We start from the raw sequence: 17,798 nt of genomic DNA on the forward strand, positions 1-17,798 counted from the left end.
AGATGTGTATAAGAGACAGGTGTAGATCTCCAAGGGGTCGCCCTCCCGGATGCGCATGGTGCGGCGGATCTCCTTGGGAATCACGACGCGGCCCAGATCGTCAATTCTTCTCACAATGCCAGTCGCTTTCATCTATATAATTCCTCCCACGGTGTTTTCTTGAAACCACCCATAGTATCCGCAGGAACGGACTGGCTATGCAGATTTTCACAGGAGGGCGCTGGGAATTGACGGAATTTCATTGGAGGAGGGACAATATTTGGAAGGAGGGCACAGCCGGTTTTGCCCCGTTTCTAATTTACGTTCCGCGCTGGCGGAAGCCCAGCAGGCGGGCGGAGTTGACGATGACCAGCACCGATCCGGCGTTGTGGACCAGGGCTCCCACCACCGGGTTCAGAATGCCGGTGATGGCCAGGAGGATGGCCGCAAAATTCAGGGCCATGGAGAAGGTGAGATTGTATTTGATGGTGGCCATCATGCGCCGGGACAGGCGCAGCAGGTGGGGCAGCTCCCGCAGGTCGTCGTTCACCAGGGCGATGTCCGCCGCGTCCACGGCGATGTCGCTGCCCACGCCCCCCATGGCGATGCCCACCAGGGCTTTTTTCAGGGCGGGGGCGTCGTTGATGCCGTCGCCCACCATGCACACCGGGTTTCCCGCCTGCTGGCTGCGGTCGATCCAATCCAGCTTATCCTCCGGGCGGCAGTTGGCCTGGTAGACTGGAATGTCCAGAGCGCGGGCGATGGTGCGGGCGGCGTTCTCGTGGTCCCCGGTGAGGAGCACCGGAGTCACCCCCGCCGCCTTCACCCCCCGGATGGTCTCCGCCGCCTGGGGGCGCACCTGGTCGGCCAGGGCCAGAAAGCCGGCGGCCGCTCCGTCTGCCGCCAGACAGATGAGGGTGCAGCCCTGTTCCAGCCAGGGGGCCGCCCGGGCCGCCAGTTCCGGAGGCTGGGGAATGCCCCGCTCCGCCAGCAGGGCGGGGCTGCCCGCCAGCACCTCGCGGCCGTCCACCCGGGCCTGTACGCCCCGCCCGGGGAGCATCTGAAAGGCTTCTGAGCCGGGGAGGGGCTCGCCGGGGTGCTCCTCCCGCCAGCAGGCCGCCACCGCCCGCCCCAGGGGGTGCTCCGACCGGGCCTCCGCTCCGGCGGCCAGGCGGTACACCTCCTGCCAGGTCCGCGCGGGGTCCAGCGAGCACACGGCGGTGACGGCGGGGGTCCCCTGGGTGAGGGTGCCCGTCTTGTCGAAGGTCACCTGGGTGACGGAGGCGAGCTGCTCCAGGGCGTCCCCCTCCCGCACCAGGAAGCCGTGGCGGGTGGCGTTGCCGATGGCCGCCATGATGGCGGTGGGGGTGGCCAGCACCAGGGCGCAGGGGCAGAACACCACCAGAATGGTCACCGCCCGGATGATCTCCCCGGTGATCAGCCAGGTGAGGAGGGCGGCGGACAGGGCGATGACCACGATCCAGGTGGCCCACCGGTCGGCCAGCCCCACGATCTTGGCCTTGCCCGCGTCGGCGGACTGGACCAGGCGGATATAGCGCTGAATGGAGCTGTCCTCTCCCACCCGGACGGCCTCCATGTCAAAGGAGCCGAACTGATTTACCGTGCCGCTGGACACCTCGTCCCCCGGCCCCTTGTCCACCGGCAGGGACTCCCCGGTCATGACCGCCTGGTTGATGGAGGTCTGTCCGGTGAGGATGAACCCGTCCACGGGGACGGTCTCCCCCGGGAGCACCCGGAGCCGGTCTCCCTTCCGGACGGCGTCGGCGGAGATGATCTCCTCCCCGGCCTCCGTCAGCCGCCGGGCGGTGCGGGGCGTGAGGCGGACCAGCCGCTCGATGCCCGCCCGGGCCCGGGCCACGGTGAGCTCCTCCAGCAGGCCCCCCAGCTGCATGATGAAGGCCACCTCCCCGGCGGCAAAGATCTCCCCGATGGCCACCGAGGCGATGAGGGCGATGGACACCAGCACGTCGGCCTTGATGTCAAAGGCCGTGACCAGGCCGATGACCGCCTCCAGGAGGATGGGTACGCCGCACAGGAGGATGGCTGCCCAGGCCGGGTGGATGGGAAACAGGGTGGGGTCGATCAGACTGACCGCCAGGGCCAGCCCGGACAGAATCAGAAAGACAACGTCTCTCTTCACGCCGCCCCAGGACGACAGGGATTCCAGAAATCGGATCATGGTGCGCCTCCTTTATACCTATGGGGGTATATGTTTTAACGAGGGCATTATACCCCTATGGGTATTGCCTGTCAAGGGGCGCGGGCAGACAAAATCCCTCCGCCGGCACAGCCGGCGGAGGGATGCTGCTTCCTGGGCAAGATACGTCCGGAACAGTGGAGTCATTCCCGCAGGTCCGCGTTCCAGTCGAAAATCCGGCCGGTCCGGGGGTCGATCTCAAATTCGTACTTTATACCCCCGTACAGGAGGTCCCCCTCATAGCGGGTGCGGCCGTCGTCCCCCTCCTCCCACAGGCGCATGTCCGAGGCGGAGGAGCCGGGGACCTTTTCCTGTACCAGGGCGGCCGCCTGTTCCAGGGAGATGGGGTTCTCCGGCAGGGCGGCCAGATGCTCCTCGTCCACCTCATAGTCCGCCCCCACAATGGCGCCGCCGTCCATGGCCACCTGGAAGTCGTAGTCGCCGTAGCCGGTCTCAAACTCAATGTCGTAGAGGGGGATGCCGTTGTCCCGGTCCCGCTCAATCTTGACACGGCTGGCGTCCGAGGAGGGCACCCCGGCGTTGTCCAGGGCGATGGCCAGAGCCTCCTGTTCTCCGATACCGCTCTCCTCCCCCCGTCCGCCGGAAGAGGCCGAGGAGTGGTCCGAGGGGGCGGCGGTCTGTCCGCCGGAGGGGGCCGCCGAAGCGTCGGACCGGGCGCCGCCGTCCTGGCTCCAGGAGGACTCCGGTCCGCCGGAGGAGGCGCCGGCGGGAGACGCGGGGGGCGTTTGGCCGCAGCCGGCCAGGGCGGCCAGCAGAGCGGCCGCCGCCAGGGAGAGAGGAAAGGCGCGCTTCATAAGAGCTGCACTCCTTTTCGATGGGGTCCGCAGGGGACCGGATACCTCCATTTTAGCGGTCCGTCCGAAAAAATGCAACCACAGGACAAGGCCACGGTTCCGCCTGCCCCCTGCGGCGGCTGCGTTGCAGATAATTTTCCGGGAAATAAGGAGGGCCGCCTGTCTCAGGCGGCCCTCGGTTCAGGATTTACTTCAGCTGGAAGGAGGCACACTCGGTGCCCTTGCAGCTGGTGGGAGAGCTGTCGCAGCAGCCCACGTTGATGCTCTTCAAGGAGCAGCAGTTCTGGGGAGCGTGGTAGGCACAGTTCTCCACAGTGCAGTGAATGCTGGAATTACAAGTTTTCTGATCCATTGTTTCAAACCTCCTCACAGTGGATGGAGGTAGTATGGACAGAACCGCCGGCCTTTATTCCTCCGGCCGGTCCGTCTCCCCGTCAGATTCCTCGTCGGGGAGGACCTGGGGAATAAAGTTCCGGGCAAACCAGCCCTTGCCGCGGTTTTTCACGTAAAAATAGCCCACAAAGGAGAATACGGCGGCGCCGATGAAGTTCACCAGCAGGTCCTCCATGGTGTCCAGCAGCCCGATGTCCAGATAGCCGCCCAGACCCAGGGAGATCTCCTCTCCGCCGCCGGTGACCACGATCACGTCGGTGATGTCCCGGATGGCCTGAGCCCGCTGGCTTCCGGTGGGGTCCAGCATGACGGAGGAAATGGCGTTCACAATGGAGTCCTTCTGCATGTCCTGCATGAAGATCTGGTCCATGGCGCACTCGAAAAACTCCCAGAGCACGCCCACCGTCATGGAGAAGCAGAAGGCCACAATGGCCATGTACACCGGGGACAGGGACAGGGAGACCCGCTCGTGGCGGTTGAGCAGGTCCACCAGGGAGAATCCGATGGCGGCGCACAGAAACCCGTTGAGGGTGTGGAGCATGGTGTCCCAGTAGGGGATGATGGTGTAGTAGGTCTGCACTTCCCCCAAGATCCAGGCGGAGAAGATGAACAGCAGAATGACGATCTCCAGCACGTTGGGCAGATCGATCTGGAGCTGTCGTTCCAGAATGGTGGGCATGAGAAAGAGCACCAGGGACAGCACGCAGAAGAACACGTTTTCAAAATTTCCGTGGAGAAACTGGGATATCAGGGTCAGGATGACCAGTACCCGGAGCACCAGGTACACCGCGGTGACCACGCCCTTTCGATGCAGGGCGGCATAGGCGGAGTCCCGAAAATCCCGCCGCGGCTGCGGCCGCTTATTTGACATAAAGATCCTCCTTGTCACTGGGGGCTGCGGGGAGCGATTTCATCTCCCGCGCATACAATAGGGGATGGAGGTGAACACACATGGATTTACGGCAAAATCAGATCACTGTGGGGGAGCTGCTGCAAAACCCCCGGGCCCGGGCGGTGTTTCAGCGCCGGTTCGGCAAATGGATGAAGCACCCCATGGTCCAGGCGGCACACTCCCTGACCCTGGCCCAGCTCTCTGAGATGGCAGCGGTCTACTTACCGAAAAAGACCATTGAGGAGACCATTCAGGAGCTGAAGGGGATTTAATGCTTTGCAGGGGGATTTCGCCGCATTTAAGTCCTCCCCCAGAGTGGATGAGGGAGCGATCCTCCCCAAAGCCTTACCCTCGGGGGGAGGTGACCCCGAAGGGGGCGGATGAGGGGGGAATCCCCCCAAAAAGCCTTCCCCCTGGGGGGAAGGTGGCCCGAAGGGGCGGATGAGGGGGCAGGTTTCCGGCCCTTGTAGGGCGCGACGACTCGGCGCGCCGTTTGGTAGGTTTTCGCCCTGCGGGGCGAGTTTCTTTCCCAGCGATGGGAAAGAAACCAAAGGATCGCCGGGGACGCGGCCGATGGACTACGGCTCCGCTATGCTCCGCCTAGGTCCATAGGACCGTTTTCCCCGGACCCCAAATACGGGGGTTACCCCTTGAAGTGAGCAGAACATTTCCGGTGCGCAAAATCAGGAGTGCTTGGGGGCGGTCCCATCCGGCCCCACTGGGGGCCTGAGCGGGAAGAAAATTGAAGTTGCTGCGGTTCCGCTTCTGCGCCTGCCGTTTCCGAACCAGCGTCCGGGGCCGTTTTCCGCCGTAGGGGCGCACAGCGTGCGCCCGCGGGCCGCCGAGGTCGTCGGCCCCTACGGAAAGATGGGAGAGTTCCCCATCACATTTTCGTAGGGGCAGCCTTTGGCCGCCCGCGGGCCGGTCTGGGACCGGCCCCTGCAGAAGGGCCGGAGAATTTCGTAGGGGCGGCACACTGGGCCGCCCGTAAGCCTTCCCCCAGGGAAAGGCTCAAAAAGGGACGGCGAAACCCCTGACAAAGAAAAATTTACCCCTCCCGCCGGAAGAAGGGCTCCACTCCCTCAGTGGCAGCCTCGGCGAAGCTGGTGCCATAGGGGATCATGTCCACGGGGAGCCGGCTGAAGTGGGGACGGGCGGCCTCGGCCACCGCCTCGAAGACCTCGGCCTGGGTGCCGGTGTGGTCCACCACGATGATGAGGCTGGGGGTGCCGTCGGGGCGGATCATCTGCCGCAGCCACAGGGTGCGGATGTCCTCTCGGCCCTGGGCCATCTGAGCCACCGCGTCCAGCATGGCCTGGGGGACCTCGTCCGGGTCGCCCACCATCACCTGGGCGTCCTTCTCAATGGTCTCCTGGGAGTAGGCGGCCTGCTGCTGCCGCTGCTGGCGCAGCTGTGCCACCTCCTTCTTCTTGGCGGCCAGGCTCTCCACCGTCTTCCGGTCCAGGGTCAGGCTCAGGCCCAGGGGGTTGACCACAAAGCCGCAGGCCTTCTCGTTGCGCTGGATCAGGGAGACGTAGTCGTCAAAGCGGAGCACCACCGACTGCACCGGCTTCTGACCGGCGAACTTCCGCAGTTCCTCCGCGTCGGTGAAGGCGGGGAAGAAGGGGCGGCCGTCCTTGGTGGTGATGAGCTGGAACTGGATGGTGGCCTGCTTCCGGGCGGAGTCGGCCTGTCCCGGCTGCTGGGGGGCGGGGGTGACCACGGCGGGGGTCAGGAAGACGGCCCGCTCCACCACCAGCCCCAGGACCTTGCCCTGGTTCTGGGGGGTGTTCTCCTGGTGCAGGGCCTTCAGGGCCTCCACCAGCTCGGGGTTGGTGATGGGCTTTTGATTGGGATTGGGGTTCTGGTTGGGCATAACAAGGGCCTCCTACATATAAAAAGATGAGATGGGACGGCGGGAAAAGAACTTGCCTTCCGGCCGGACCCGGAGTATACTGTTCCAACAGCGGACATATTCCGCTATCTGTATATCATACCAGAAAAGGCCGGAGGAACACAAGATGCAGTATCAGAAAATTCATCCAGCTGTTTTTCGCGCCCGGCCCAACCGCTTTGTGGCCCAGATGGAGCTGGCGGGGGAGACGGTCACCTGCCATGTCAAAAACACCGGCCGGTGCCGGGAGCTGCTGGTCCCCGGGGCACGGGTCTATCTGGAGGAGAGCGGCAACCCCCATCGAAAGACCAAATACGATCTGATCGCCGTGGAGAAGGGGGAGCGCCTCATCAACATGGACGCCCAGGCCCCCAACCAGGTGTTCGGGGAATGGGCCCGGGCGGGGAAGTGGGTTCCGGACTTGACCCTGCTGCGGCCGGAGACAAAATACGGCGCCTCCCGGTTTGACTTCTACTGGGAGGCCCCGGGCCGCCGGGGCTTTGTGGAGGTGAAGGGGGTCACCCTGGAGGAGGACGGGGTGGTCCGCTTCCCCGACGCCCCCACCCTCCGGGGGGTGAAGCACCTGGAGGAGCTGATGGCGGCCAAGGAGGCCGGCTATGAGGCGGCGGTGTGCTTCGTGATCCAGATGGGGGATGTGCGGTGGATGGAGCCCAACGACCGCACCCACCCGGAGTTTGGAGAGACCCTCCGCCGGGCCGCCCGGGCGGGGGTTCAGGTGCTGGCCCTGGACTGCGCCGTCCAACCGGACCGGCTGGACATTGCCGGACCGGTGGAGGTGCGGCTGTAAAAGAGGGAGAGACGGTGCGCCAACCGGCGCGCCGTCTCTCGGTTTTGGGGATATGAGAATCAGGGAAGAAACAATCAGGATGCAATCAGGCGCTGGGGATTGGTGCGGGTCATCTGGACCAGGGCGTCCTCCGAGACGCCGCAGGCGTACAACGCCTCCATGTATCCCAGCATGCCCTCGTCGCTGTAGGGGGATTTTACCTGCCCAAAGTCGGTGCTCAGGATCACGTGCTCCGGGCCCACCCCCTGGATCTGGCGGGCGATCTCCTGGGCGGAGACCCGGTTGTAGTAGGTGGTGAAATAGCAGTGCTCCACCATGGCGCCCGCCCGGACGGCCTCCTGCTGCTGCTCCAGGGTGTACTGGTCGGCGGGATTGTCCGCGTGGGTGAGGACCATCTGGAGCCCGTCCAGCCGCCGGGCCTCCCGGACCAGGGCAAGACCCTCCCGGGCGCTCAGGTGGCCGGTGCCCACCACCAGTTTGTACTGGGCGGCCACCTCCAGCACCTCCACGGCCTGGGGGAGCAGTTTGCCGTCCTCATCCAGCGCGGTGAGGAACTGGGACAGGTCGGTCCCGTCGCCGGCGTGGTGGAAGTGTTGATAGGAGCGGGCTTCCAGAGTGGGGAACCAGAGCATTTTCCCGCCCATCTGGGCCATACGCTCCACGGCCTGGGGGTTGACGCCTCCCAGGGAGCGGTTCAGGGTGACGCCGCCGGCAAAGGTGAGCTCCGGATAGAGTTTCTGTAACAGCGCAGCCCGGCCGGAGGTGTCCATGTAGTGGCTCTTGATGGCGCAGCCCGCCATCCCTGCGGCCTGGAGCCGCTGGGCCAGTTCCAGATCGTCGCACTTGCGGGGGGTGACGTCGGGGGCGGTATGGATATGCATGTCATAGGCGCCCTTCAGAAGATGGTTCAGATCCATGGCGCACTCCTCAGTAGGGCAGGAAGATGGGGATGAGGGCCACCACCACCACATAGGTGACCAGCAGCATGGGCATGCCGATCTTCATAAAGTCCAGGAACTTGTAGTGGGTCCAGCCCACGGTCATCATGTTCTGGGGGGCGGCGAAGGGGGTGGCGTAGGAGGCCGCGCCGGCCAGGGTGATGGTCATGGCCACCGGATAAGGGCTCACGCCGATGGTGTTGGCGATGGAGATGCCGATGGGCAGGAAGAGCATGATGCAGGGGATGTTGGACATGACCTGGGTGAGCAGGGCGGCGGCGAAGAAGATAACCGTGGTGATCATAAAGGTGCTGGGGTTGTCGCCCAGAATGTTCAGAATGCCCTGGGCCACCGCGTCGCCCAGACCGCTGTTGGTGACGCCGGTGGAGATGGCGGTGAGGGAGCCCACCAGCAGCATGCAGTTCCAGTCGATGGCCTTGATGGCCTCCTGGACGGTCATGCACTTGGTGCCCACAATGACCAGGGCGCCCACCACGGCCGCCACATGCATGGGGATGTTGTCCGGGCTGGCGGCGATGACCACCAGAACGCACAGCAGGGTGACCACCGCGATGACGGCCTTCTTCTTGTCCAGAGGCTTCCGGTCAGTCTGAGCGAACTCAGGCACATAGCCGGTGTCGGGGATGAACTTCCGGCCCACAAAGGTGAAGTACAGGGTGCCCAGCACACACACACCGATGCCGAAGGGGGTGATGCTGAAGAAACCGAAGGGGTTGATGCCCATCTGCTCCATGACGCTGTTGGCGGTGGCGTTGGAGCCCACGCCCACCAGGGTAACGAAGCCGCCGAACTGAGCGCCGAAGAGCAGGGCCAGCAGAGCCTTGGAGGGACCGATGCCGGCGGCCAGACACATGGCGGTGACCAGGGGGGCCATGGCGGTCATGACGCCGATGTTGCTGCACACGGAGCTGATGGTGCAGGAGACGATCAGGGTGGCCAGAATGATGTTCCGCTCGCTCTTGCCGGTGATTTTAATCATCTTCTCACCGATCATATCGGTGATGCCGGCGTGGAACAGAGAGGAACCAATGACCATCATACCGGCCAGCAGAACGATGGTGTCGCTGTTGTAGCCGGTGAAGATGTCACCCACCTCGATGATGCCGGTGTAGGCATAGGCAATCGAGGCGCCGATGGCAGTGACGATGATGGGAATTGGTTCCCAGATAAACAGGATAATGGTGATAATCAAAATCACCAATGCAGTAATCATAGGATCCATGTAAGTTTATCCCCTTTCAAAACTTTAATATATTGCAACGTAAGCCTTTATTTGGGATACTTCCCGTCGATGATTTCCACATTCTTTTTAGCCAAAGTCTCGTCCACCCAGCCACGCTTGGCAGTGCCGTTTTTGGCGGCCTCTACCTTGCCTGCGTCGGCGGCAGCATACTTCTGGGCGGCAGCCAAGATCTGCTCCGCGTCCAAACGGGGGATAATGATGACCCCGTCCCGGTCGCCCAGGACGATGTCGCCGGGCAGCACCGCGATGTTGCCAATGGAGATGGGAACATTGATCTCACCGGGCCCCTCTTTGTAGGGACCGCCGGGAGTGGATCCAGTGGCGTACAGGAACATCTGGTTCATTTTGGAGATATCCTCAATGTCGCGGATGGGGCCGTCCAGGACGATGCCCCGGATCTTTCGATTATGCTGGGCGTGGATGGCCATAATCTCGCCCATCAGGGACTGGGAGCGGTCCCCCTCGTTGGACACCACAATGACGTCGTTCTCTCCGGCCAAATCCAGCGCCTTGTGAAGCATCAGGTTGTCACCGGGACGGGCTTTGACGGTGAAGGCAGCCCCCACCATAATGGAGTCCTTGGGGTTGCTGATGAGGCGGATCTCCGAACTCAGGGCGCAGGAGCGGCCCATAGTATCCGCCACGTTTGCGGCAGGCAGGGACCGGAAGGCCTCCATCACCTTCAGGTCAGGCAGGTCACGCTGCAGGAACACTCGATTACCAACGCTCATATCAATATCTCCTTTCAAACATACAGATGGTCGGTTTATTTCTGGATCAGATCCCGCAGCTCGGGCACCACGAAGTTGGGGGTGCGGCCGGAGAAGTAGTCGTCGATGGCCTGGGCGCAGGCCACGGAGGACCGGCTGGAGGCCTCCTTGGTGGCGCCGCCGATGTGGGGGGCGGTGAGGACGTTGTCCATGGCCACCAGGGGATTGGCGGGGTCGATGGGCTCCTTCTCCAGGGTGTCCAGACCGGCGCCGGCGATCTTGCCCTCCTGGAGGGCGCGGACCAGGGCGGGCTCGTCCACGATGGAGCCCCGGGCGGCGTTGATGAGATAGGCGGTCTCCTTCATCAGGTCGAACTCCCGGTCGCTGACGGAGTGGATGGTCTCGGGGGTGGCGGGCACGTGGAGGGAGACGTAATCGCTCTGCTTGAAGATCTCGTCCCGGTCCTCTACCAGCTGGATGTACTCGGGCAGACCCTCCTTCTTGGCGAAGGGGTCGTAGGCCAGCACGGTCATATCAAAGCCCAGGGCGGCCTTCTTGGCCACCAGCTTGCCGATGTTGCCCAAGCCCACCAGGCCCAGGGTCTTGCCCTCCAGCTCGGTCTTGGGGACGCCCATCTTGGCCTGGCGGTAGTCCTCCAGGTACAGCTTCTGGACCTTCTTGAAGTTCCGGGAGCAGTAGAGCATGTAGAAGATGGTCAGCTCGGCCACCGAGATGGCGTTGGCCCCGCCGGCGGTGCACACCAGCACCCCGTGTTCCCGGGCGGCGGCCAGGTCCACTCCGTCGTAGCCGGCGCCGTGACGGGCCAGGATCTTCAGCTTGGGGGCGGCGTCAAAGATGCGCTTGGTGATCTTGGCGGTGCGGACGATGATGGCGTCGCAGTCGGCGATGTCCGCCACGATGTCGTCCTCAGTAAAGCCGCGGCCGTCCACCACTTCATACCCGTGCTCCCGCAGATACTCATAGCCAGCCGGAAGAATCGGCTGGGGGAGCAGTACTCGAATTGCCATACAAAACTCCTCCTCGTTTTCTGTACAATGTTCACAAAATACATTGCGCTTTCGTTGGGATCATGGTAATATAGTCGAGTTAGAAAAGCAAACAGGGAATTTTTCAATTTTCTACAAAAAAACTTTGTGGAGGAGGGCGTCTATGGATCTGATCAGTCTGTACTACTTTCAGGAGCTGTCCAAGGATCTGAACATGACCAAGACCGCGGAGCGGCTGTACATCTCTCAGCAGACCCTGAGCAACCATATCCAGCGGCTGGAGCAGTATTACGGCACCAAGCTGTTTTACCGGAAGCCCTCCCTGTCCCTCACCTGCGCGGGGGAGTTCGTGCTGTCCTTTGCCCAGGTGGTGGGGAAGGAGGAGCGGAATCTGAAGGACATCCTCTCCGACGTGGAGCACCAGGAGCGGGGCACCCTGCGCTTTGGGGCCAGCATGGCCCGGGGCACCCAGTTCCTGCCCATCATTTTGCCTGCCTTTCAGCAGAAGTACCCCCGGGTGGAGGTGCGCTTTGTGGAGGGGCTGTCCGCCAACCTGGAGAAGAAGATCGCCAACGGGGAGGTGGACTTTGCGGTGGTGCTGTCCGACCGCTATAACGCCGACCTGGTGGAGCACGAGTTCCTCCGGGAAGAGGTCTATCTGTGCGTGCCCGAGGTCCTGCTCCGGCAGTATTACACCCCGGAGGAGATCCAAGGCATCAAGGAGCGCTCCATTCAGGGGGCCGACCTGCGGGATTTTGCCCGTCTGCCCTTCTCTCTGATGACCAACCGCCTGGGCGGACGGATTCGGGAGCAGTTTCGTCAGGTGGGAGTAGAGCCCTGGGCATTTTTCACCGGCCCCTCCACCGCACAGACCCTGCCCCTGTGCGCTTCCGGGACGGCCGCCTGCTTCAGCACCAACCTGTCCCTGGTGGAGCAGCTGGATCAGATGGGGGAGCAGGTGAACATTTTTCCTCTTATGGACCGGGGGGAACCCATGGTGCAGCGGCTCTCCCTGCTGCGCCACCGGCAGCGGTACCTGACCCATTTCGCCAAGTATTTTATGGAGCTGCTGTTCGACTCCACCGCCGCGCTGGACCGGATTCCCGTCCTCCGGGTGGCCGGAGGAGAGGGAGCTGTGGAAAAAAGTGTGGAAAATGTGTAAACCGCCGGAGAAAAAGGTGAGAAGAGACGAGGAAAATAGAGGAAACCCCAGAAATTTCCCGGCAAAAAATCGTCAGAGATTCCGGATGGCGCTTTGAAGGGATCTGCGGTATAATAAAGAGACAAAGCGCCGCCGGGGCGGAAATCCTCCGGCGGAGGCAAAACGGTTCCCCGGGGGCGAGCCCCGGCAGAAATGAGGCGAAGACAAGCATGATCGATTTGATTTTATTGGCGGAGGGGCCGAAGGAGCTGGACGGCGGGAAGCTGCTGGCGGAGGAGGAGGGGAAGCCCCTGTACCTCCACGCCTTTCAGGCCGCCCGCCAGACGGCGGACGCCATGCTGGGGCTGCGGGTGATTGTGGTCACCCGGCCCGGCGTGCTGGACGAGGCCATCCGGGCCTTTGGATTTAATAAGGTGGTAGTCTCCGGTTGCCGGTCTCTGAGCGAGGCCGTCATTGCCGGGGCCAAGGCGGCCCGGTCCGGGGCCAGCCGCTGCTTCCTCTCCTGCGGACGGCGGGAGGTGACCGGGGAGCAGCTCACCGCGTTCCTCCAGGGCTACATTCTCAGCGGCCGCCCCCTGGGCCGGATGAGCTCCGCCGGAGGCGGAGCGGGGGCGATGGTGTTTGCCCCCTACCTGCTGCCACAGCTTCTGGCCCTGAAAGGGGAGGAGGACGGCTCCCAGCTGTTTGCGGGCCGGGAGGGGCGCACCTTCTCTTACGACGGCTCCGGCCGGGAGGCGGCCGGCCCGGAGAAGGCGGAGTAAAATCGGGCGGGGAAAACCTGCCGGTTTCGCCAAAAATTTCGAATAAATTTTACAAAAATCCGCTGGAAAAGCGGTTCAGGCTCTGCTACAATAGAGACAGCTTCCGATGTGAGGGAGGAGGAGTTTGTATGGCAGAGCAGAGACGCCGGGGCATCCCCCAAGGAGTTCCAGGCCGGAACCTGTCCGCCCCCTCCTCCCGTGCCGAAAAAACTTCAGGCGCTTTGCGGCCCAACGCATGATCCGCGTTTGGCAGCAAGGCGCCTGTTGTTTTTCCCGGCGGAAGCCGATATCTTGTGAGAGGAGTGTTTCTATGCTTCCCTGTCAGGGCACCTGCCCCCATTACCAGTCCGGCTGCCACAAGTCCTGTGAGGCCTGGAGACAGCTTCAGGAGCGCCAGCGCGTTCAGCGTCAGCAGAAGAAGGCCTATCTGGACTATTACAACGACCTGTGCCTGACCATGACCCGGCAGTTCCGGGCTCTGAGCCCCTGCCGGATGATCCGGTAGGGCAGAGAAGAAACATTACATAGAGACCGCTGGGGCGGCGCGGAGCCGTTCCCGGTGCTCCGCACGGCTTTTTGCCCCATCAGACTGGACCGGCCCCCCCTGAGCGGGAGGGCCGGTTTTTGCGTGGAGACAGAAGAGCGGCCTGCGCTCCGGCGCAGGCCGCTTCCACAATTTTACGATTGGAATGTGTTGGGTGGTTCCTCAGACCGGGAGGACCTTTGTCTCCGCCTCGGCCGACATGTGCTCCGCCCGGGCTCCCCTCCGGTACCGGGAGGGAGTGACGCCCAGGGTCCGCTTGAAGGCCTTGGAGAAGGTCAGCGGGTCGGGATAGCCGCAGGAGCGGGCCACCTCCCCCACCGACAGGTTGTTTTCCCGCAGCAGCTGGGCCGCCCGGGTCATCCGGAAGCGCATCAAAAACTGCTGTGGGGACATCTGGAGGACGCTCTGGAAGACGGTGGTGAGATAGCTGCGGTTCAGTCCCACATAGCGGGCCAGCTTGGCCACCGTCAGATCCTCCTGAAAGTGGTTGCGGATGTACTCCATGGCCAGCTCCACATACTCCTTGCCGGTCTCCCGCCCCCGGTGGGAGGGCTCCTCCGCCGAGCGGGCGATCCAGCCCAGGAAGTGGTACAGCTCCCCCTGGAGCATCAGTTCATGGCCCTGGCCGGCGATCTCGTACCGCATCATCTCCCGGACGCAGTGGTCCAGCCGGTCCGGCGCGGCGCAGCGGTAGACCCGGTGGTCCCGGCCCAGGCCGCACTGGTGCAAATACTCTCCCGCCCGGGAACCATGAAAGCCCACCCAGATGTGGGTCCAGGGCTCGCTCTGGTCCGCCTGGTAGGAGGTCACCTCATCCGGTAAGATGAGAAAGCCCTCCCCGGGGCCGATGGCATAGCTGCGCCCCTGGGCCTGGTACACGCCCCGGCCCGACAAACAGAAATGCAGCAGGTAGTGCTCCCGGACGGCCGGCCCCACCGAGTCGCCCGGCGCACAGTTCTGCCTTCCGCAAAACAGGAACGACAGCTCTCCTACCCCATTGGGGTTCTGCGCTAACCAGGATTCCTTCATCCTGCGCCTCCTAAACTGGCCGGGCGCTGTTCCTCCGGCCGCATGCCGCTCTGGCCTCCATTCTCTTAGTTTAGGAATTATATCACATTTCGACTATATAATCCATGGAATACGCTTGTTTTTTATAGTGCCTGAACAAAATTTATGCAAAATACCCATTTAGCACCCGGAATATCGACTTTCAGCCCTTATTTTTCCAGAGCGGCCGGCGCGTCGATCCCGCCGGCGTGTCCCCGGGTGGCCAGCCAGTAGGCCGCCATGCTCTGTCCGGGCTGCCCGGTGACCTCCCGGGACAGGTATCCGGACCACTTGCCCGGCTCCCAGGCCAGGGCGGCCTCCCGGGTGGGAAACTCCACCTCGGCGTAGAAGAAGGAACCCGGCTCCCCCTGGTCCACCTGGTTGACCTCCAGCACAAGGCCGCCCTCCAGGGGATAGCGCCGCTGCTCCTTCCGGATCAGAGGCAGGCCGATCAGCCCCTCCAGGCGGGAGAAGAGGTCCGGGGCGATCTCCGTCTCGATCTCCTCCCGGGCCAGACCGGCGGCGTCCGCCTTTCCTTTGAAGCACAGAACGTGGCGGACCACGCCTCCCTCCGCCTCCCGGCGGATGCGCACGGTGGGGGACAGGGCGATGTACCCCTGGTCCATGCGGTAGGTGTGGGAGGGGACGGCCCCCTCAGGCCAGCCCGCAACCAGCCATTTCCGCTCAATCTCCATCTGTGCCGCCTCCTATACAAAATGACGAATCCGGGGCTGGATTTTCCCTCCGGCCGTTTGTATTCAAATTATAGCATGTCCCGGCCCGCCGTGCTATAATATTGGATATAGAATCCATCCAAAAATAGAGAGGAAGTCTTTTATGAAACAGCCCCGCCCCTATCCCGTCTATGCCGTCACTCCCAAGGCCGAGCGCAGCCTGACCGCCGGCCACCCCTGGGTCTACGGGGAGGAGATCATCCGCGAGCCGGAGACGGCGCCGGAGAACGGCGCTCTGGTGGACGTGGTCAGCCGCCGGGGGAGTTATCTGGGCACCGGCCTGCTCAGCCTCCACAGCAAGATCCGCATCCGGCTCCTCAGCCGCAGCGCCAACGACCGCTTTGACGAGGCGTTCTGGCGCCGCCGGCTGGAGTACGCCTGGGCCTACCGCAGGACGGTGATGGGGCCCGAGGACCTGGACTGTTGCCGGATCGTCTTTGGGGAGGCCGACCAGCTCCCCGGCCTGACGGTGGACCGGTTCCACGACATCCTGGTGACCCAGACCATGTCCTACGGGATGGAGCTGCGCAAGGATGTGATTTTCCCCGCCCTGGCGGAGGTGCTCCGCGCCGACGGCCAGGAGATCCGGGGGATCTACGAGCGCAACGACGTCCCCCTGCGGGAGCGGGAGGGCCTGGCGGAGGGCAAGGGCTGGTACCGCCTCCCCGGGGAGGAGCCGCCGGCCGAGACCCGCACCCTCATCCGGGAGAACGGGGTGGCGTATGAGGTGGACTTTGAGAGCGGCCAGAAGACCGGCTTTTTCCTGGACCAGAAGTACAACCGCCGGGCGGCGGCCAAGCTGGCCCGGGGGAAGCGGGTGCTGGACTGCTTCACCCACACGGGGAGCTTCGCCCTCAACGCCGCACTGGGCGGGGCGGAGCACGTCACCGCCGTGGATGTGAGCCAGGCGGCGGTGGACCTGGCCCGGGCCAACGCTGTGCGCAACGGCCTGGAGGACCGGATGGATTTCCTCTGCGCCGACGTGTTCGACCTGCTGCCCACCCTGGAGGGGAAGCATGACTACGACTTCATCATCCTGGACCCGCCCGCTTTCACCAAGTCCCGAAAGACGACGGACAACGCCATGCGGGGGTATAAGGAGATCAACTACCGGGCCATGAAGCTCCTCCCACGGGGCGGCTATCTGGCCACCGCCAGCTGCAGCCACTTCGCCACAGAGGGGCGGTTTGTCCAGATGCTCCGGCAGGCGGCCGCCGACGCGGGGCGGCAGCTGCGGCAGATCGAGGCCCGGCAGCAGGCCCCCGACCACCCCATCCTCTGGAACGTGGAGGAGACCAACTATCTGAAATTTTTCCTGTTCCAGGTGGTCTGACCCGCTTCCTACACTGCCAGCCGCGGCGCAGGTCCGGAGCCTGCGCCGGAAAGGAGGAGTCCCCATGCACTGGTACGCCATCGGCCCAACCCTGACCCCGCTGGAGCGCGCCCCGGCGGCGGAGACGCCGGGGGTGGTCCTGCTCACCTCTCAGGAACTCTCTCAGCTCTCCGCCCTGCCGGGGCTGGAAGAGACCCTGCGCCACACCCCCGCCGCCCGGGACGTCCGGGTGTGCAAGGCGGAGGTACGCCCGGACTGCCTGTCGGGCACCATTCTGTTCCCCAAATCCGACAGGGGCGGCGGCCGGCTGGCCTTCGGCTGGCTGCTGGCCCGAAACCGGGCGGTGCTGGTGGATGACGGGGACTTCCTGCTCCCCTATCTCCGGCGGATGGACAAGGAGCGCTACCCGGTGGGCGGGGGCGTGGGGCGGTTTTTCTACGGCCTGCTGTCTATGCTTACCGCCAAGGACCTGCGGAGGCTGGAGGAGATCGAGGACCAGGCCGAGGGGCTGGAGGACCGGGTCCTGGGCGGAGAGCTGGAGGGGTTCAGCCCGGCGATGACCCAGCTGCGGAAGCGGGCCATGGCCTGGTTCCGGTGCTACTCCCAGCTGGACGACGTGGCCGGCCGCCTGCGGGAGAACGAGGCCGGCCTGTTTTCCCCGGAGGAGGAGCGCCTCTTCCGCCTCTATGAGGAGCGGGTCATCCGCCTGCGGGAGGAGTCCCAGCTGCTGCGGGAGTACTGCCTCCAGGTCCAGACCATGTTCCAGGCGGAGATCGACCTGCGGCAGAACCGGACCATGAAGATTCTCACCGTGGTCACCACCATCTTTCTGCCCCTGTCCCTGCTGGCCGGGTGGTACGGCATGAACTTCACCGGCATGCCCGAGCTCACCTGGAAGTACGGCTATCCGGCGGCAATCGCCGTCAGCGTGGGAATCGTGATTCTCAGCCTCTGGATCTGCAAAAAGAAAAAGTTCTGGTAGGCGTGCCCTACGGCTCCGGCCATGGGAGACGGAATGCAGATACTTTCCCGCCGCTGTGCGGCGGGAAAGTTCTCGCTGCGCTCTCTGAACGTCTTGCTGTGCAAGGCATTCAGAGCATTCGATCCCACTCGAGGCGGGCTATCGCCTCCTCGAGCTCCCCGCCCCAACGTGAGCGGATTTATCTCAGCAGAGGTTTTTTGACAAGCTGAAAAAAACCGGACGCCCCGAGGGGCGTCCGGTCAGTCTGTCAAAGAACTCCTGTTTTCAAGAGATGAAAACAGGGATTTTGTAAGAAAAAGGGAAAAGAAAAGTGAAGG

General features: G+C 63.6%; 19 protein-coding genes. 7 read left to right on the plus strand and 12 right to left on the minus strand.

Annotated elements, in window-relative coordinates; genetic code table 11:
- The 5 genes from H6B31_RS14225 to H6B31_RS14245 all read right to left on the minus strand — a co-directional run.
- The coding region (locus tag H6B31_RS14225; protein WP_204899115.1) for an AbrB/MazE/SpoVT family DNA-binding domain-containing protein at nucleotides 1–132 on the minus strand (132 nt) is incomplete at its 3' end.
- A 166-nt stretch (nucleotides 133–298) separates the two neighbouring features.
- Nucleotides 299–2,179 carry a heavy metal translocating P-type ATPase gene (locus H6B31_RS14230; RefSeq protein WP_204899100.1) on the minus strand — a complete coding sequence of 627 codons (1,881 nt, stop codon included), beginning with the start codon at nucleotides 2,177–2,179 and terminating at the stop codon, nucleotides 299–301.
- A 161-nt stretch (nucleotides 2,180–2,340) separates the two neighbouring features.
- A complete protein-coding gene (locus H6B31_RS14235; protein ID WP_204899101.1) occupies nucleotides 2,341–3,012 on the minus strand; it encodes a PepSY domain-containing protein in 672 nt (223 codons plus the stop codon).
- 187 nt (nucleotides 3,013–3,199) lie between these two features.
- Nucleotides 3,200–3,364, minus strand: a complete 165-nt coding sequence (locus tag H6B31_RS14240) for a DUF1540 domain-containing protein (RefSeq protein WP_087292346.1) — start codon at nucleotides 3,362–3,364, stop codon at nucleotides 3,200–3,202.
- Between the two features lie 54 nt (nucleotides 3,365–3,418).
- The gene (locus H6B31_RS14245; protein WP_204899102.1) at nucleotides 3,419–4,276 is read right to left on the minus strand and encodes a DUF2238 domain-containing protein; all 858 of its coding nucleotides are present in this window, start codon (nucleotides 4,274–4,276) and stop codon (nucleotides 3,419–3,421) included.
- A gap of 80 nt (nucleotides 4,277–4,356) precedes the next feature.
- Here H6B31_RS14245 and H6B31_RS14250 point away from each other — a divergent pair, with 80 nt between their 5' ends.
- Nucleotides 4,357–4,569 (plus strand): hypothetical protein, encoded by a 213-nt coding sequence (locus tag H6B31_RS14250; protein WP_087292349.1) that lies wholly within the window; start codon nucleotides 4,357–4,359, stop codon nucleotides 4,567–4,569.
- A gap of 776 nt (nucleotides 4,570–5,345) precedes the next feature.
- Here the strand turns inward: H6B31_RS14250 and H6B31_RS14255 are convergent.
- Nucleotides 5,346–6,173 (minus strand): enhanced serine sensitivity protein SseB C-terminal domain-containing protein, encoded by an 828-nt coding sequence (locus H6B31_RS14255; RefSeq protein ID WP_204899103.1) that lies wholly within the window; start codon nucleotides 6,171–6,173, stop codon nucleotides 5,346–5,348.
- A gap of 145 nt (nucleotides 6,174–6,318) precedes the next feature.
- Here H6B31_RS14255 and sfsA point away from each other — a divergent pair, with 145 nt between their 5' ends.
- Nucleotides 6,319–6,999, plus strand: a complete 681-nt coding sequence (gene sfsA / locus H6B31_RS14260; RefSeq protein ID WP_204899104.1) for a DNA/RNA nuclease SfsA — start codon at nucleotides 6,319–6,321, stop codon at nucleotides 6,997–6,999.
- 74 nt (nucleotides 7,000–7,073) lie between these two features.
- Here the strand turns inward: sfsA and H6B31_RS14265 are convergent, their stop codons facing one another.
- From H6B31_RS14265 to H6B31_RS14280, 4 genes are read right to left on the minus strand one after another with little or no spacing between them, the layout of a single operon-like run.
- Nucleotides 7,074–7,916, minus strand: coding sequence for a DUF6282 family protein (locus tag H6B31_RS14265; protein ID WP_204899105.1), 843 nt, complete (start codon nucleotides 7,914–7,916; stop codon nucleotides 7,074–7,076).
- Between the two features lie 10 nt (nucleotides 7,917–7,926).
- Nucleotides 7,927–9,171, minus strand: coding sequence for an SLC13 family permease (locus H6B31_RS14270; protein WP_243419068.1), 1,245 nt, complete (start codon nucleotides 9,169–9,171; stop codon nucleotides 7,927–7,929).
- 56 nt (nucleotides 9,172–9,227) lie between these two features.
- On the minus strand, nucleotides 9,228–9,932 hold the full coding sequence (locus tag H6B31_RS14275) for an RraA family protein (RefSeq protein ID WP_204899107.1): 705 nt from the start codon (nucleotides 9,930–9,932) through the stop codon (nucleotides 9,228–9,230).
- 35 nt (nucleotides 9,933–9,967) lie between these two features.
- Nucleotides 9,968–10,939, minus strand: coding sequence for a hydroxyacid dehydrogenase (locus H6B31_RS14280; protein ID WP_204899108.1), 972 nt, complete (start codon nucleotides 10,937–10,939; stop codon nucleotides 9,968–9,970).
- A 142-nt stretch (nucleotides 10,940–11,081) separates the two neighbouring features.
- On the opposite strand from H6B31_RS14280, the gene H6B31_RS14285 reads away from it, so the two are divergent.
- The 3 genes from H6B31_RS14285 to H6B31_RS14295 all read left to right on the plus strand — a co-directional run bounded on the left by H6B31_RS14285 (nucleotide 11,082) and on the right by H6B31_RS14295 (nucleotide 13,346).
- A complete protein-coding gene (locus H6B31_RS14285) occupies nucleotides 11,082–12,080 on the plus strand; it encodes a LysR family transcriptional regulator (RefSeq protein ID WP_204899109.1) in 999 nt (332 codons plus the stop codon).
- Nucleotides 12,081–12,289: 209 nt separating this feature from the next.
- Complete coding sequence (locus tag H6B31_RS14290; RefSeq protein WP_204899110.1) at nucleotides 12,290–12,841, plus strand: glycosyltransferase family protein; 552 nt, start codon at nucleotides 12,290–12,292, stop codon at nucleotides 12,839–12,841.
- 310 nt (nucleotides 12,842–13,151) lie between these two features.
- Nucleotides 13,152–13,346 (plus strand): hypothetical protein, encoded by a 195-nt coding sequence (locus tag H6B31_RS14295; RefSeq protein ID WP_087292104.1) that lies wholly within the window; start codon nucleotides 13,152–13,154, stop codon nucleotides 13,344–13,346.
- 201 nt (nucleotides 13,347–13,547) lie between these two features.
- Here H6B31_RS14295 and H6B31_RS14300 read toward each other — a convergent pair whose 3' ends face one another.
- Together H6B31_RS14300 and H6B31_RS14305 are read right to left on the minus strand one after the other, a co-directional pair.
- Complete coding sequence (locus H6B31_RS14300) at nucleotides 13,548–14,414, minus strand: AraC family transcriptional regulator (protein WP_204899111.1); 867 nt, start codon at nucleotides 14,412–14,414, stop codon at nucleotides 13,548–13,550.
- A gap of 188 nt (nucleotides 14,415–14,602) precedes the next feature.
- Nucleotides 14,603–15,127, minus strand: a complete 525-nt coding sequence (locus H6B31_RS14305; protein WP_204899112.1) for a CYTH domain-containing protein — start codon at nucleotides 15,125–15,127, stop codon at nucleotides 14,603–14,605.
- Between the two features lie 142 nt (nucleotides 15,128–15,269).
- Here H6B31_RS14305 and H6B31_RS14310 point away from each other — a divergent pair, with 142 nt between their 5' ends.
- Together H6B31_RS14310 and H6B31_RS14315 are read left to right on the plus strand one after the other, a co-directional pair.
- On the plus strand, nucleotides 15,270–16,499 hold the full coding sequence (locus tag H6B31_RS14310) for a class I SAM-dependent rRNA methyltransferase (protein WP_204899113.1): 1,230 nt from the start codon (nucleotides 15,270–15,272) through the stop codon (nucleotides 16,497–16,499).
- A gap of 64 nt (nucleotides 16,500–16,563) precedes the next feature.
- Nucleotides 16,564–17,481 (plus strand): magnesium transporter CorA family protein, encoded by a 918-nt coding sequence (locus H6B31_RS14315; protein ID WP_204899114.1) that lies wholly within the window; start codon nucleotides 16,564–16,566, stop codon nucleotides 17,479–17,481.
- The last annotated feature ends 317 nt before the right edge of the window (nucleotides 17,482–17,798 follow it).

It is taken from the genome of Pseudoflavonifractor capillosus (assembly GCF_016899775.1).
Classification (GTDB): Bacteria; Bacillota; Clostridia; order Oscillospirales; family Oscillospiraceae; genus Lawsonibacter.